This is a genomic window from Streptomyces griseorubiginosus, from assembly GCF_017614965.1.
Classification (GTDB): Bacteria; Actinomycetota; Actinomycetes; order Streptomycetales; family Streptomycetaceae; genus Streptomyces; species Streptomyces griseorubiginosus_B.
In genome coordinates, this window is record NZ_WVUG01000021.1 from 12,076 (window position 1) to 27,468 (window position 15,393).

General features: G+C 72.5%; 13 protein-coding genes. 6 read left to right on the forward strand and 7 right to left on the reverse strand.

The window, feature by feature from the left end; translation table 11 throughout:
- Positions 1–2 precede the first annotated feature (2 nt).
- The 6 genes from GRC12_RS45375 to GRC12_RS06685 all read right to left on the reverse strand — a co-directional run bounded on the left by GRC12_RS45375 (position 3) and on the right by GRC12_RS06685 (position 8,600).
- Positions 3–2,585: a sensor histidine kinase gene (locus tag GRC12_RS45375; RefSeq protein ID WP_208778140.1), complete on the reverse strand. Its 2,583-nt coding sequence runs from the start codon at positions 2,583–2,585 to the stop codon at positions 3–5.
- Between the two features lie 134 nt (positions 2,586–2,719).
- Entirely contained in the window at positions 2,720–3,139 is a 420-nt protein-coding gene (locus GRC12_RS06665; RefSeq protein ID WP_208778141.1) for a Zn-ribbon domain-containing OB-fold protein, read from the reverse strand.
- Positions 3,136–4,296, reverse strand: coding sequence for a thiolase family protein (locus tag GRC12_RS06670; protein ID WP_208778142.1), 1,161 nt, complete (start codon positions 4,294–4,296; stop codon positions 3,136–3,138). The genes GRC12_RS06665 and GRC12_RS06670 overlap by 4 nt, the downstream gene beginning before the upstream one ends.
- Positions 4,293–5,867, reverse strand: a complete 1,575-nt coding sequence (locus tag GRC12_RS06675) for an AMP-binding protein (protein ID WP_208778143.1) — start codon at positions 5,865–5,867, stop codon at positions 4,293–4,295. The genes GRC12_RS06670 and GRC12_RS06675 overlap by 4 nt, the downstream gene beginning before the upstream one ends.
- A 25-nt stretch (positions 5,868–5,892) precedes the next feature.
- Complete coding sequence (locus GRC12_RS06680) at positions 5,893–7,383, reverse strand: aldehyde dehydrogenase family protein (protein ID WP_208778144.1); 1,491 nt, start codon at positions 7,381–7,383, stop codon at positions 5,893–5,895.
- A 74-nt stretch (positions 7,384–7,457) separates the two neighbouring features.
- Positions 7,458–8,600: an acyl-CoA dehydrogenase family protein gene (locus tag GRC12_RS06685; RefSeq protein WP_208778145.1), complete on the reverse strand. Its 1,143-nt coding sequence runs from the start codon at positions 8,598–8,600 to the stop codon at positions 7,458–7,460.
- 100 nt (positions 8,601–8,700) lie between these two features.
- Between GRC12_RS06685 and GRC12_RS06690 the strand changes: the two genes are divergently transcribed.
- From GRC12_RS06690 to GRC12_RS06715, 6 genes are read left to right on the forward strand one after another with little or no spacing between them, the layout of a single operon-like run.
- Positions 8,701–9,456, forward strand: coding sequence for an SDR family NAD(P)-dependent oxidoreductase (locus tag GRC12_RS06690; protein WP_208778146.1), 756 nt, complete (start codon positions 8,701–8,703; stop codon positions 9,454–9,456).
- Between the two features lie 10 nt (positions 9,457–9,466).
- The gene (locus GRC12_RS06695) at positions 9,467–10,237 is read left to right on the forward strand and encodes an enoyl-CoA hydratase/isomerase family protein (protein ID WP_308286488.1); all 771 of its coding nucleotides are present in this window, start codon (positions 9,467–9,469) and stop codon (positions 10,235–10,237) included.
- Positions 10,238–10,265: 28 nt separating this feature from the next.
- A complete protein-coding gene (locus GRC12_RS06700; protein ID WP_208778148.1) occupies positions 10,266–11,420 on the forward strand; it encodes a CaiB/BaiF CoA transferase family protein in 1,155 nt (384 codons plus the stop codon).
- Between the two features lie 29 nt (positions 11,421–11,449).
- A complete protein-coding gene (locus GRC12_RS06705; RefSeq protein ID WP_208778149.1) occupies positions 11,450–12,361 on the forward strand; it encodes an SDR family NAD(P)-dependent oxidoreductase in 912 nt (303 codons plus the stop codon).
- A complete protein-coding gene (locus GRC12_RS06710) occupies positions 12,358–12,876 on the forward strand; it encodes a DoxX family protein (protein ID WP_208778150.1) in 519 nt (172 codons plus the stop codon). The genes GRC12_RS06705 and GRC12_RS06710 overlap by 4 nt, the downstream gene beginning before the upstream one ends.
- 14 nt (positions 12,877–12,890) lie before the next feature.
- Entirely contained in the window at positions 12,891–14,048 is a 1,158-nt protein-coding gene (locus GRC12_RS06715) for an acyl-CoA dehydrogenase family protein (RefSeq protein WP_208778151.1), read from the forward strand.
- A 903-nt stretch (positions 14,049–14,951) separates the two neighbouring features.
- Here the strand turns inward: GRC12_RS06715 and GRC12_RS06720 are convergent.
- Positions 14,952–15,389: a glutaredoxin domain-containing protein gene (locus GRC12_RS06720; RefSeq protein ID WP_208778152.1), complete on the reverse strand. Its 438-nt coding sequence runs from the start codon at positions 15,387–15,389 to the stop codon at positions 14,952–14,954.
- Positions 15,390–15,393: the final 4 nt, after the last annotated feature.

Genomic DNA, 15,393 nt, shown 5'->3' on the forward strand with positions numbered 1-15,393 from the left:
GGTCAGTCTTCCGTCGGGGAACTTCTGCGGGTCGGCAAGGTGTCTGCGGGGCCGGGGACCGTGGGAGTCGTACTCCTGGCCATGCGGGACTGGCGTTGGAATGCGCCGACGGTGGCGCCGGAACGGGCCGGCGTGGGACGGGGAGCGGCCTCCCGCTCGCCGGGGCGCTCCCGCGGGGCGGCGCCCGGGTCGCGCAACTCGTCGACGAGGCTGGCCTGGCGGACGCGTTTGGGCAGCGGTTGCACCACGCCGGGGGCGGCGGCACCGGCCTGCGCGCCGGACGCGTCCGGTGCCGCGTGGCCGGGAGGCGGGCCGAACGGCTGGGAGGGCAGACGCCTCCGTGGTGGGCCGCCCGTGCCCGATCCGCCGCCCGTGCCTGGCCCACCGCCCGTACCCGGTGCGCCACTCATGCCCGGTGCGCCGCCCAGGCCCGGTGCGCCCGGCTGCCGCCCCACGGGATGGGCACGCGGCCTGTCCCGCGGGGCGGCCGGGCCGGACGGTACGCCGTCCGCGACCGGCCGGTGCGCGCCCGGGTCCGGGCCCTGCGCCGGATCCGGTACGGCCTCGAAGGGCGACGCCACCGGGACGGGCGCCGGCGGCCAGGAGCCCACGGTCTCCTCCGCCGGCCCGGAGGCGTCCACCACGACCAGTTCGTCGGGGATCAGGACGACCACCCGGGTCCCGCCGAACGCCGAGGGCCGCAGGTCCACCTGGATACCGAGGCCCTGCGCCAGCCGGGCGACGACGTAGAGCCCGAGCCTGACGTCGTCGGCCCGCGACATCACGTCCATGCGGGGCGGGTCGGCCATCATCCGGTTGACCGCCTCGTACTGAGCCTCGTCCATGCCCACCCCGCGGTCCTCGATCTCCACCGCGAGACCGCGCCCCACCTGGGCGGCGTACACCTCCACCGGGGTCGGCGGCCGGGAGAAACCCACCGCGTTCTCCATGAGTTCGGCAAGGACGTGGATGACGAGACCGACGGCACGCTCGGACAGCCAGACCCGGCCCTGCACCTCGATCTGGATCCGCCGGTAGTCCTGCACCTCGCTCTGGGCGGAGCGCAGCACGTCCAGCACCAGCACCGGCTTGCGCCAGCGCCGTTGGGGCTGGCCGCCGCCGAGGATGACCAGGTTCTCCTCGTAGCGGCGCAGCCTCGCGGTGAGGTGGTCGAGGTCGAACAGGTCCTCCAGCACCTCGGGGTCCTCGTGCTTGCGTTCCAGTTCGCTGAGCTTCTTCATCTGCAGGCCGATGAGCAGCTGGGTACGGCGGGCGATGCGCTGCAGCAGCTTCTCGAATCCGTGGAGCTGGCCCACCTGGGCCACCGTGGTGTCGAGGGCGGTGTGCCGGGCGAGGTTGAGGGCCTGGCCCAGCTGCCCGAGCTCGTCGCCGCTGTGCCGGATCGCCGGGAGTTCGGCGTCCGGGTCGACGACCTCGCCCCGGCGCATCCGGTCCACCACGTCCGGCAGCCGGCTCTGCAGGTCCAGGGCCGCGGTGCGCAGGGCGGAGATCCGGCGGCGCAGCACGCGGGTGAACAGGACGGTGATCAGGGCGACCACGAACACGGCGACGGCGTTGCTGACACTGGTGACGATCAGCCGGGTCTCCATCGCCCGCAACTGCTTGTCCGTGGCGGCCGTCAGGGTCTTGGCGTAAGCGGCGTTGCGCTGCTGAAGCCCGGCGGTGACCTGCTGGACGCTGTCGCGCCAGGTCCGGCCGAGGCCCTTGGAGAACCGGTCCGAGTCCTTTCCGGAGGCAGAGCCCGCGAGCACGGCCTGTTCGACGGCGGTCTTCTTCTTCCACCCGCTGCCCGCCATGAGCTCGCGGAACTGCCGCGCCTCGTCGTGCGAGAGCAGCGGCACGACCTTGTCGTCGAAGATGAACTGCTGGGCGCCGATCAAGGCGGCGAGCTGTCCCCGGTCGGTTCCCGAGAGCCTGCCGGTGACCGAGGCGCGGGTGAGCAGCGCGTCCTCGCGCGAGATCATCTCCATGCCCCAGTCCTCGTCGATGACCGGGCGGACGAGGTGGTCGATGCCGGGCAGGCCGACGGTGCTGAGGGTGTTGAACACCTTCAGGTGCAGGGAGATCAGACCCGTGTAGCGGTCGAACGTCTGCTGCGGCGAGGAGGTCCGTCCGTCCACGCCCGCGCGGTACTCGGCCAGGTTCCGCAGGGCCCTGCTCAGGTCGACGACGTCGCCGCGGATGTCGGCCGGCGCGTTCCACCCGCTGCCCGGCAGCGCCTCGACGGCCTTGACGGCCGCGTCGGTACGGGCCCGCTGCGCGCGCAACTGCTGCTGGAACGCGGCGGGGTCGGCCAGGGCCGCCTCGCTGAGCCGGCGTTCCTCCTGCAGGGAGAAGAAGGCGCCCAGGACCGGCCGGGCCGCCTGGGTGGACACGTCGTTGCGGTCCTGCTGGCGCCGCCAGTCGGTGTAGAGCTGCGCGGAGTCGACCGCCCACAGCGCCACCAGGGTCACGATGGGCACCAGGGCCAGGACGAGCAGGACCGTGCGCAGCGCCGGCTGCCGTCCGGCTCCGGGTTCCCGCCTGCCGCCCTGTCTCTTCGACGCTCGCGCATGCACTGCCACTTCAGGTCCTCGGCGATGCTCACAGAGGCGGGTCACCCCAGCGGTGCCCGCGCGATGCGGGTGATGCTATCGCCGGAAACCACTAACTAAATACACTGAGAGCAATCAGTGTTTAAATTATGACGAGGCGGCAGTCATTCTGTGATCGACGGGGACGGCCGGTTCTCCGGTACGAAGTACGGCAACGTGATCTCGTCGGTGAGTGCGCGGAAGTCCACGTGGACGCGCAGTCCGATGACGACGTCCCCGGGGTCGCCCGCGTCCACGTGCGCCAGCAGGGTCGCCCCGTCGTCGAGGTCGATCACCGCCAGCGCGAACGGGGTGTCGAAGCCGGGGCCAGGGGCCCGGTGCACGACGGTCACCGAGTAGACGGTGCCCCGGCCCGCGCTGGGCGCGTACCGCCAGTCGCGGGCCATGCAGCCGGGGCAGGCGGGTTCGGGGACGAAGAAGCGCAGACCGCAGGTCGGGCAGTGCGGGACGACCAGCTCGCCGCGCCGGGCCGCCTCCCAGAACGGCCGGGACAACTGCGTCGGGACGGGTACGGGCCGGCTCATCGCATCCTCCCCAGCACGCTCATCTCGTAGTGCTGCGCCCCCGAACCGGCGTTGCCGACGACCGCCAGCTCCGCGCCCGCCACCTGGTGCACGGCCGTGCCGCGCAACTGCCGTACCGCTTCGACGACTTTGAGGGTCATCTGCTGGGTGCCGTTCCAGGCGTACGCCAGGCAGCCGCCGTCCGGGTTGACCGGGTGCTTGCCGCCGACGGCGATGGCTCCGCTCGCGGCCAGCGGGCCGCCCTCGCCCTCGCCGCACAGACCGAGGATCTCCAACTGGCGGATGACCTCGAAGGAGTTGGGGTCGTAGAGGGAGAACACGTCCACGTCGTGCGGGCCGATGCCGGCCATCGCGTATGCGCGCTCGGCGGCCGGACGCCCGAGCCCGCCGACCTCCCGGTACAGCGCCGGGTTGGCGTACGCGGCCTGGTGGTACTGCATCCCGCCGCCGAGGACGGCGACGGGCGGGTGCGGCAGGTCCCGGGCCCGCTCGGCGGTGGTGACGACGAGCGCCGCGCCGCCCTCGCCGACGATGCAGCAGTCCAGCAGATGGAAGGGCGTGGCCACCATGCGGGAGGCGAGCACGTCGTCGGCGGTGTACGGGCCGCGCCCGTACATCATCGCCTCCGGGTTGGTGGTGCCGTTGTTGCGGATGGTTGCGGCGACCTCCGCGAGCTGGCGGGAGGTCGTGCCGTACTCGTGCATGTGCCGGGCGGCGACCAGGGCGAACTGGGCGACGACATAGCTGCCCCAGACGTCCGCGAACTCCAGCGCCACCCCGGCCCCGACGGGGCCGGTCCCCCGCGAGACCAGCCTGCAGCCGCCGACCACGACGGTGTCTGCGAACCCCGCCCGCACGGCCGCCGCCGCCTTCAGCAGGCCGCGTGAGCCCGCGTTGTCGAGCATCGAGTCGCTGGTCCAGCGCAGGTCCCGGCCCAGCACGCGCGCCCAGGAGCTGCCCTCGCCGGGCACCCCGCCGGGGCCGGGCCAGTCGACCTGGGCGCCGTCGACGTCCGACGGCGCCAGCCCGGCGTCCATGAGCGCGCCGCTCACCGCTTCGAGCGCGAGGTCCATGGCGTCCCGGTCCGGGAGGGACAGCGCCTGTTCGGTGGCGTACACGCCGACGACGACCGGCAGGCGGCGGTCCGCGGGGTTCACCGTCCCGCGCCGAGCGTGTCGCCGCCCGGGTAACCGCCGCCGCCGAAGCGCTCGTCGAGCGCCTCGTAGTCCTTCGCGAAGTCCTTCGTGCGGGGCAGCGCGTCGACGAACTCCACCGTCTTGGGCTTCTTGTACGAGGCGATCCGCGCCCGGCAGTGCTCGACCAGGTCCTCGGCGGTGACCGGTCCGGCGTCGGCGTGCAGCACCACGACGGCCTTGACGTCCTGCGCCCAGCGCTCGTTGGGCACGCCGATCACGGCGGCCTCCTTCACCGCCGGATGGGACTCGATGCAGTTCTCCACCTCGGCGGGGAAGATGTTCTCGGCGGCCGACTTGAGCATGCGGGTGGTCGTGCCGAGGAAGCTGATCGTGCCGTCGGCCTCGCGGCGGCCGAGGTCGGTGGTGTGCCACCAGCCGAAGCGGAATCGCTCCTCGTTGATCTCGGGCCGGTTCCAGTAGCCGAGGTGCACGAGGTCCCCGCGGACGCAGATCTCACCGGCCACCCCGGTCGCACACTCAGCGCCGGTGCTGTCGAGGATCCGTACGGCGGTGCCGGGGCCGGGGCGTCCCGCGTTGCCGGTGCCCGTGCCGCCGTAGGCGCCCGTCACGGCGAAGCCGGTCACCTCGGTCTGTCCGTAACCGCGGCCCTCGCCGCCGCCGTTGCGGGTGAAGCGGCTGGTGTCGGTGGGCACGGTGTCCTGCCACAGCGGTGCGGCGACGCTCGCCCGCAGATGCGAGAGGTCGTGCCCGGCCTCACGGTTCAGCGCGACGAGCTGCGCGATGGTCGGCGGCATCAGATAGGCGTGGGTGCACTTCTCTGCCGCGAGCAGCGGCAGCAGCTCCTCGGCGACGACCCGGCGCACGATGACGTTCTTGCCGCCGTGCACGAAGGCCGGGACGCCCCAGAACTGGTAGTTGCCGATGTGGAACATGGGCCCGGCGCCGAGGAAGGCGGTCTCCGTGCCGATGTCCCCCATCCAGGCGGCGCCCGCGCCCATGGCGAGGAGGTTGCGGTGCGAGAGCATCGAGCCGGACTGGCGTCCGGAGATCGCCGCGGTGTAGATCACGAGCAGCGCCGTGTCGGGGTCGACGTCGACTTCCGGGTCGTCGGGCGAACCGGCGGCCAGGAAGGACTCGTAGGAGTCGGGGCCATCGGTGTCGTGCCGCAGCCACAGCGCCCGGTGGTCGCTGCCGAGTTCGGCCCGCGCCTTGCCGACGGTGTCGCCGATCTCCTCGTCCTGCCAGACGATGACCCGGGGGTCGAAGTCCTCGACGGCGAAGGCCATTTCGGGGGCGGCCCAGCGCCAGTAGCCGGGGCAGACCATGGCACCGGTCTTCGCGGCGGCACCGAGCAGCTCCCAGATGCGGAAGGAGTTCTGGCCCAGCCACAGGATGCGGTCGCCGGGGCCGACGCCCGCCTCGGTGAGGGCGTTGGCGAGGCGGTTGGTGCGCTCGTCGAGCTGCGGCCAGGTCAGCCGGATGTCGCCGTCGACGAGGGCGACGCCGTCGGGGTAGGACCTGCGGTGCTCGCGGATGAGGTCGCCGAACGTCAGGCGGCGGGCGGGATTCACGGTGGTTCGCTCCTGTGGGATCTCGTCAGACGCGGCCGACGCCGACGCCCTTGACGTGGATGAACTCCTCCAGTCCGGCCCTGCCGCCCTCCCGTCCGAACCCGCTGAGGCCGACGCCCCCGAAGGGCGTGGCCGGCGAGGTGATCGGGTTCGGGCCGGGGTTGACGTACACCGTGCCGGCCTTCAGGCGCGGCACCAGGCGGTTCACGCGGGCGATGTCGCGGGACTGGACGTAGGCGGACAGGCCGTACTCGGTGTCGTTGGCGAGGGCGACCGCCTCGTCCTCGGTGTCGAACGGGGTGAGGGCGAGGACCGGGCCGAAGATCTCCCGCTGGGCGAGGTCGCTGTTGTTGTCGACGTCGGCGAAGACCGTCGGGGAGACGAACCAGCCGTCGGCGTCGACGCGTTCACCGCCGTACACCAGCCGTCCCGCACCGTCCTCCATCGCCTTGTCGATCACGCCCTGGACGCGGTCGCGGGCGGCCTTGTTGATCAGGGGCCCGATGTAGGTCGTCGGGTCGAGCGGGTCGCCCACGGGGAGGTGGGCGACGACCCCGGTGACCCGGGCGACCACCTCGTCGTAGATCGGCCGCTCGACCAGGAGGCGGGTGGGCAGTGCGCAGCCCTGGCCGGTGTTGCTCATGGCGAAGGCCGCGCAGTACGGCACGACGGTGTCGAGGTCGGTGTCGGCGAAGAGCAGGTTGGCGGACTTGCCGCCGAGTTCGAACAGGACGGGCTTGAGGCTGAGCGCGGCGTCGGCCATGATGCGGCGCGCGGTGGCGGGACCGCCGGTGAAGGAGATCTTGTCCACGCCGGGGTGCGTGACCAGGGCCGATCCGGCGTCGCCGAGGCCGGTGACGACGTTGATCACGCCGTCGGGGATGCCGGCCTCGCGGGCCAGGTCGGCGAAGAGCAGCGCGGAGAACGGGGTGGACTCGGCCGGTTTGATCACCACGGTGTTGCCGGCGGCGAGCGAGGGCGGGATCTTCATCGCCAGGGACAGCGCGGGGGAGTTCCAGGTGATGATGTGGCCGATCACGCCGTACGGCTCGGCCAGGGTGTACTCGACGTTCTCGTGGGGGCTGTAGGCCGCGCCGACCATGCCCTCGATCTTGTCGGCCCAGCCCGCGTAGTACTCGGTCCACTCGGCGATGTGCGTTCCGACGTTCTCGGCCCAGCCGCCGACGCAGACGCCGTTCTCCAGCGGGCAGATCGCCGCGAAGTCGGGAATGTGGTCGCGGATCAGCTGGGCGAAGCGGGTGAGCAGACGGCGCCGGTCGGCCGGCCGCATGCCGCCCCAGACCTCGAACGCGGTCCGGGCCGCGGCGACGGCCTGGTCCACCTCGCCGGGGCCCGCGAGCGGGATCTCGGCCTGGACGAGACCGGTCGCCGGGTTGACGTGCTCGAAGAGCCCGCCGCTGGTGTCGGACAGCTCCTTGCCGCCGATGACGAGGCGTGGGCGCGGCAGAACCTGCTCGGCCCGCTGTCGGTGCAGTGCTACGTCGACGGTGAACACAGTTGCCTCCTGTCCGTACACTTCGCTTAAATAGCTAACCTATTTATCGGTGTCAGTCAATGACAGTGCCGGTGTCACAGACCCAGCGAGCGGCCGACGATCTCCTGCATGATCTCCGAGGTGCCGCCGAACACCCGCTGCACCCGGCTGTCGCGCCAGATGCGGGCGATCTCGTACTCGTTGACGTAGCCGTAGCCGCCGAAGAGCTGCATGCAGCGGTCGATGACCGCCCAGCCGGTCTCCGTGGTCCAGTACTTGGCCGCGGCGGCCTCTTCGGCCGTCAACTCGCCCTGGACCAGGGCCATGATGCAGCCGTCCACATAGACCCGGGCGGCGGCGAGCTTCGCCTTGATGTCCGCGAGGGCGAACCGGTTGGCCTGGAACTCGCCGATCGGCCGGCCGAAGGCGGTGCGGGTCCTGGCGTACTCCAGGGTCACGTCGAAGGCCCGCTGCGCGGAGGCGAGCGCGGCGACGGCGATGGCGAGCCGCTCGGTGGGGAGGTTGCCCATCATGTGGTAGAAACCGCGCCCCTCCTCACCGATCAGGTTCTCGGCGGGGACACGCACCTCGTGGAAGAAGAGTTCGGCGGTGTCCTGGGCCTTCATCCCGACCTTGTCGAGCTTGCGGCCGCGCTCGAAGCCCTCGGCGCCGCGCTCGACGACGATCAGGCTGATGCCCTTGTGCCCGGCCGCCGGGTCGGTCTTGCATGCGACGATGACGAGGTCGGCGAGGATGCCGTTGGTGATGAAGGTCTTGGAGCCGTCGATCACCCACGCGTCGCCGTCCCGGCGGGCGGTGGTGCGGATGCCCTTGAGGTCGGATCCGGCGGCGGGCTCGGACAGGGCGAGCGCGCAGATGGTCTCGCCGGCGATCACTCCGGGCAGCCAGCGGGCCTTCTGCTCCGGGGTGGTGAGGTTCATGAGGTAGGGCGGTACGACGTCGTTCTGCAGGCCGAGCCCGATGCCGACGGCGCCGGTGGCGGCCATCTCCTCCGCCATGATGGCGTTGTAGCGGAAGTCGCGGACGCCCTGCCCGCCGTACTCCTCCGGGAACTCCCAGCCGATCAGTCCGGCCTTGCCCGCCGCCTCCCACGCGGCCCGGCTCACCTGCCCCTCACGCTCCCACTCCGCGCTGTACGGGACGCATTCCCGCAGGTAGTAGGAGCGGGCGGTCTCACGGAACAGGTCGTGCTCCTCGGCGAAGATCGTACGGCGCATCTCGACTCCACTCCTGCGTCCCACATACTCTGCATCTCGCTTATTTAGCTGAAGTAGTTATACGATAGCGCTGTTTTCGGAGCCGGGACAGGGAGGGCGCGTGAGCGTACGGGACAAGGTGGCGCTCGTCACCGGAGCGGGGCGCGGTATCGGCGAGGCGATCGCCGACCGGCTCGCCGACCGGGGAGCCGCGGTCGCCGTCTGCGACCTGGACCCCGAGGCCGCGGGCAAGGTGGCGGCGCGGCTCGCGGAGCGGTACGGGGTGCGCGCGGCCGGAGTCGGCGCGGACATCTCCGACCGCTCGGCCGTGCACGCGGCCGTGGAGCGGGTGGCGGCCGAACTCGGCCCGGTGGACGTGCTGGTGAACAACGCGGCCGTGGACGTCATCGGGCGGTTCGTGGACAGCGACGAGGAGACCTGGGACCGGATCATCGCGGTCAACCTGCGCGGGACGATCACCATGACCCGGGCGGTGCTCGATTCGATGATCGAGCGCGGCGGCGGCCGGATCGTCCACATCGCCTCGGACGCCGGCCGGGTCGGTTCCTCCGGGGAGGTCGTGTACTCCGCGACCAAGGGCGGTGTCATCGCCTTCGGCAAGGCCCTGGCCCGCGAGGTCGCCCGGCACGGCATCACCGTCAACAGCGTCTGCCCCGGGCCGACCGACACCGCGCTGCTCGGGCAGGTCGCCGAGTACAGCCGGAAGATGTACGACGCGACCGTGCGGGCCATCCCGCTGCGCCGCGTCGCCCAGCCCGCCGAGATCGCCGGCGTGGTGGCCTTCCTCGCGTCCGACGACGCCGCCTACATGACCGGGCAGACGCTCTCGGTCAGCGGCGGCCTGACGATGGTCTGAGGTGAGCGCCGTGCTGCGTGTCGAACTACGGGACCGCATCGCCGTGTTGACGCTGGACCGGCCGGAACGGCTCAACGCCGTCGGCTCCGAGACGGTGGACCGGCTCACCCGCGCACTCGAGGGGATACGCCACAACGACGACGTACGCGCCCTCGTCGTGACCGGAGCGGGCCGCGCCTTCTCGGCCGGTGCCGACCTCGGCGAGATCGAGTCCTTCACCTCCCCCGGGCAGTTCCGGGCCTTCGTGGGGCGGTTGACGGAGGCGTTCGCGCTGCTGGAGGACTTCCCCAAGCCGTCGGTGGCGGCCGTCCACGGGTTCGCCTTCGGCGGCGGTCTTGAGCTGGCGCTCGCCTGTGACCTGCGGGTGGCCGAGCGCGGGACGCGTCTGGGGCTGCCCGAGATGAAGCTGGGCGTGCTGCCGGGCGCGGGCGGCACGCAGCGGCTCCCGCGGCTGCTGCCGACGGCGGTCGCCAAGCAGATGATCCTCACCGGGGAACCGATCGACGCGGAGCGCGCCTGGCAGCTGGGCCTGGTCAACGAGCTGGCCGAACCCGGCGGAGCGCTCGCCACCGCCGAGAAGCTGGCCGGCGGTCTGACGGCCGGGGCACCGCTCGCGCTCGCCGCGGGCAAGCGGCTGATCGACCAGGGGCTCGCCATGAGCCTCGAGACGGCGATCGCCTACGAGCGGGAGACCGTCTCGGTGCTGTTCTGCACCGAGGACCGCATCGAGGGACTCAAGGCCTTCCGCGAGCGCCGGCCCGGCGCGTTCCGCGGCGTGTGAGGCCTACCGACACACCTGGAGGTGGGCCGTGCGGCCACTGGAAGGCATTTCCGTCGTCGAACTCGGCATGTGGGTGGCCGCACCGGCCGCCGCAACCATGCTGGCCGACTGGGGCGCCGACGTGATCAAGGTGGAGGCCCCCACCGGCGACCCCAACCGCTACACGCTGAGGCACGTCGGCCAGGACATCGACAGCGCGCCCCCGTTCGAGACCGACAACCGCGGCAAGCGCGGCATCGTCCTCGACCTGCGCTCCGAGGACGGCAGGCAGGTCCTGGAGCGGCTGCTGGACCGCGCCGACGTCTTCGTCACCAACCTCCGGCCCGGCGCCCTGGAGCGGCTGGGGCTGGACCCGGAGGAGTTGCGGGAGCGCCATCCGCGACTGGTCGTCGGCACGCTGACGGGCTACGGCTGGGCGGGCGCCGAGCGCGACCGGGCCGGTTACGACGTCTCCGCCTTCTGGGCCCGGCCGGGCATCGCCGCCATGCTCAACCCGGCCGGCGAGCCGCCGCCCGGCATCCGCCCCGGACTCGGCGACCGTACGGCCGCCGCCAACCTGGTCGCCGGTGTACTGGCCGCGCTGCTGCGCCGCGAACGCACCGGCGAGGGCGGCGTGGTGGACGTGTCGCTGCTGCGGTCCGGGACGTACGCGAACGGCAACGACCTCGCCCTGCAGAACTTCTTCGGCAAGCGCGGACGCACCCGCCCCCGCACCGAGCACGAGTCGCCGCTCTACAACTGCTACCGGGCCGCCGACGACCGCTGGTTCTGGCTGGTCGGTCTGGAGGGCGGCCGGCACTGGCCCGGCGTGGTCAAGGCGCTCGGCCGCGAGGACCTGTCGGAGGACGAACGGTTCGCCACCGGAAAGGCCCGGCGGGGCCACGTACGGGAGCTGATCGCCGTGTTCGACGCGGAGTTCGCCAAGCGGCCGCTGGCGGAGTGGGCGGCCCGGTTCGACGCCGAGGGCGTGTGGTGGGCGCCCGTGCAGACCCTCGCCGAGGTGTCCGCCGACCCGCAGGCGGAGGCGGTGGGGGCGTTCGTCGAGCAGCCCGGCATGGGCGACGCGCCGCCCCTGCGCACGGTGGCGAGCCCGGTGCGCTTCTGGGGCGTGGACGAGAAGCCGCGCACCGGCGCGCCGACGCTCGGCGAGCACACCGACGACGTACTGCGCGAACTCGACTGACACATCAGCTCTTCTTCTGGAGGTACGGCGTGGGCATCCTCGACGACAAGGTCGCCATCGTGACCGGCGGTGGCCGGGGGCTGGGCCGGGCGCACTGTCTGGCGCTCGCCGAGGCCGGGGCGACCGTGGTGGTCAACGACCTCGGCTCGGGCGTGCACGGCGAGCGGACCGGGGACTCCCCCGCCGACGACGTGGTCGCGGAGATCACCAAGCTGGGCGGCCGGGCGGTGGCCAACCACGCCTCGGTCACCGACTGGGCGGCCACGGAGGCGATGGTGGCGGACACGGTCGCGGAGTTCGGCCGGCTGGACGTCGTCGTCAACAACGCGGGCATCGTGCGCGACCGGATGCTGTTCTCGATGACCGAGGCCGAGTTCGACTCGGTGATCGCGGTGCATCTCAAGGGCACCTTCGCCCTCACCCGGCACGCGTGCGCGTACTGGCGCGAGGCGTCCAAGCGGGGTGAGCGCGTCACCGGCCGGGTCATCAACACCACGTCCGGGACGGGGCTGTTCGGCAACCAGGGGCAGTCCAACTACGGTGCCGCGAAGGCCGGGATCGCCGGGCTGACCGTCCTCACGGCCCTGGAGATGCGCAAGTACGGCGTCACCGCGAACGCCATCTCGCCCATCGCGGCCACCCGGATGACGGACGGGCTCGACGTCGGCGCGTCCCTCGCGGCCACCGACGGCTTCGACCCGCGCGATCCCGCCAACGCCTCCGGGGTCGTGGTCTACCTCGCCTCCGACAGCGCGGCCTGGCTGACCGGCCAGGTCCTGCGCATCGAGGGCAACCGGCTGAACCGGCTGACGGGCTGGACCGTCGCCGCGGTCCACCCCAGCCGGTCGGGACAGGCCCTCACGTACGACGAACTGGTGGACGCCGTACCGCAGTTGTACGGTGTCGCACCCGCGGGCCGGGCCACCGGAGCCGGCCAGTGAAAGGCCACGACGCCGCCGCGCTCGTCCTCCGGGCCACCCTCGGCCCCATGCTCTTCGCCCACGGCTGGAACAAGGTCGCGGGGCCGGGCGGGCTGGAGGGCACGACGGGCTGGTTCGAGGCGCTCGGCCTGCGGCCGGCCGCCGTGCACGCCCGGATGGCGGCCGGGACCGAGATGGCGGCGGGCGCGGGCATCGCCCTCGGCGCGGCGGGGCCCCTGCCCGCGGCGGCGGCCGTCGGACTGATGGCCGTGGCCGCCCGGACCGACCACCGCGGCAAGGGCTTCTTCGTCTTCAAGGGCGGCTGGGAGTACGTCGGCGTGGTGGGCGGCGCGGCCGTCGCCCTGGCGGCACTCGGTCACGGCCGGTACTCCCTCGACGGGCTGCTGCACCGCGAACGGGCGGGCGCGGGAGGGGCGTTGCTCGCCGCCGGACTCGGCACGGCGAGCGCGGCGGCCCTGCTGGCCGCCTGCTACCGGCCGAAGCCGAAAGCGGACGAGACACAAACGGATCACTAGGTAAGGGAGTCGACATGGACGCGGCTGACTTCAGCGCGGTGCTGTCCGAGGTCCGGCGTTTCGTCCGGGAACGCGTCGTGCCGCTCGAGGCGGAGATCGACGAGAAGGACGAGATGCCCGCGGACATCCGCGAGGCGGCGAAGAAGATGGGACTGTTCGGCTTCGCGCTGCCCGAGGAGTACGGCGGGCTGGGTCTGTCGATGCACGAAGAGGCCCGGCTGATGTTCGAACTGGGCTACACCACACCGTCGTTGCGCTCCATGTTCGGGACGAACAACGGTATCGCCGGGCACGTCCTGATGGTCGGCGGCACGGAGGGGCAGAAGGCCGAGTGGCTGCCGCGGATCGCCTCCGGCGACGTGCTCGCGTCGTTCGCGCTCACCGAACCCGAGGCCGGGTCCGACCCGTCGACGCTGACGACGCGCGCCCATCTCGACGGAGACACCTGGGTGATCAACGGCGCCAAGCGGTACATCACCAACGCCCCGCTCGCCGACGTCTTCATGGTCTTCGCCCGCACCGACCCCGACGCGCCGCGCACCCGGGGCATCTCCACCTTCCTCGTCCCCGCCGGCACGCCGGGTCTGACGGTGGCCGCCCGGGACCACAAGATGGGCCAGTTCGGGGCCTGGACGGCGGACGTGTACTTCGACGACGTACGCGTCCCGGCCTCCGCGCTGGTCGGTGGTGAGGCGGGGCTCAACCGGGGCTTCTCCACGGCCATGGGCTGCATCGCGCACGGACGGGTCCACATCTCGGCGCTGATGGTCGGCATGGCGGCGCGGCTGGTCGACGAGTCGGTCGCGTACGCGAGCACCCGCAGGCAGTCCGGACAGCTCATCGGCTCCTTCCAGCTGGTCCAGGGCCTCATCGCCGACTCGCAGACCGACTACTACGCCGGCCGGGCCACGGTCCTGGAGGCGGCCACCGCCTTCGACGCGGGGACCGACACCAAGATCGGCCCGTCCTGCGCGAAGTACTTCGCCAGCGAGATGGTCTGGCGGGTCGCCGACCGGGCGGTACAGATCCACGGCGGCGCGGGCTACATGCGTGGTGTCGCCGTGGAGCGCTTCTACCGAGACGCGCGCCTGTTCCGCATCTACGAGGGCACCAGCCAGATCCAGCAGATCATCATCGCGAAGGCCCTACTGGGCGAAGCGGCCCGCGGCTGACCGGAGGCCAGCGGCCATGCGGGCCACCCCCGGCCGAACCGGACCGGGGACCTCGCGGCCACCCAACACGCGGCTGAACTGGACCGGCGACCTCACAAACACCTGGCCACCCGAGCACCCGAGCACCCGGTCACCCGGCACGCGGCACCCGGCACCCGGCACCCGGCACCCGGCACCCGGCCGGGTGGCCACGCGGCACGCGGCTGAATCAGACCGGCGACCTCATAGACACCTGGCCACTCGAGCACCCCGTCACCCGGCACGCGGCACCCGGCACCCGGCCGGGTGGCCACGCGGCACGCGGCTGAATCAGACCGGCGACCTCACAGGCACCTGGCCACTCGAGCACCCCGTCACCCGGCACGCGGCACCCGGCACCCGGCCTGGCCGCCACGCGGCACCGGGCACGCGGCACGCGGCTGAACCGGACCTGCAGCCTCGCGGCCTCGCGGCCTCGCGGCCACCCGGCCACCCGGCCACCCGGCTGAACTCAACCTGCGGCCATCCGGGCACCCGGCCACACGGCCTCGCGTGCACGCCGCCACGCGATCACGCGATCACGCGGTCACGCGTCACGCGGTCACGCGTCACGCGGTCACGCGGCTGAACTTGAACTGCGGCCACCCGGGCACCCGGCCAACCGGCCACCCGGGCACCCGACAGGCGGCACGCAGCACCCGGCACACGGCTGAACCGGACCTGCAGCCACCGGGCAGCTGGCCCCGCCGGTCACGCGGTCACGCGGTCACGCGGTCACGCGGCTGAACTGGACCTGCGGCCTCACGGGCACCCGGCCAACCGGCCAACCGGGCACCCCGTCACCCGGCAGGCGGCAGGCGGCACGCAGCACCCGGCACGCGGCTGAGCCGGGCCTGCGGCCGCCGGGCAGCCGGGCCCCGTCGGTCACGCGGGACGGGAGAGTTGTTCGTGCACCCACGCGGGGGCGGGATTGACGTGGGGTCGGCCGGACACCACGACCGTCGGCACGGTCTCGTTGCCGTCGTTGACCGCCCGCACCGCCGCCGCGCCCTCGGGGTCGCGCCAGATGTCGACCCAGTGCGCCCGGCGGGCCCTGCGGCCGAGCCGCATGCGCAGCCGGAGGCAGTACGCACAGCCCGGCCGCCAGTAGACGACCGGGCGGCCGTCGGCCGCGCTGCGGCGTTTCGCCTCCGCCGCGCCGATCGACCGGGGGAAGACGAGGGGCGAGTTCACCCCCGCGAGCAGGACGAACACCAGGAGGAGGACCACGGCGGTACCAGGGTTCTGGTCGAGGAACAACCCGACCGCGAGGCCTGTGCCGCAGAGCAGGAACAGGATCGGCGGGAGCCAGACGCGCGTCATGGGA

Excerpts from the sequence above, each read along its gene's own strand:
- GRC12_RS06665 (WP_208778141.1), bottom strand. The coding sequence starts at position 3,139 with ATGAGCCGGCCCGTACCCGTCCCGACGCAGTTGTCCCGGCCGTTCTGG.
- GRC12_RS06685 (WP_208778145.1), bottom strand. The coding sequence starts at position 8,600 with ATGCGCCGTACGATCTTCGCCGAGGAGCACGACCTGTTCCGTGAGACC.
- GRC12_RS06715 (WP_208778151.1), top strand. The coding sequence starts at position 12,891 with ATGGACGCGGCTGACTTCAGCGCGGTGCTGTCCGAGGTCCGGCGTTTC.
- GRC12_RS06720 (WP_208778152.1), bottom strand. The coding sequence starts at position 15,389 with ATGACGCGCGTCTGGCTCCCGCCGATCCTGTTCCTGCTCTGCGGCACA.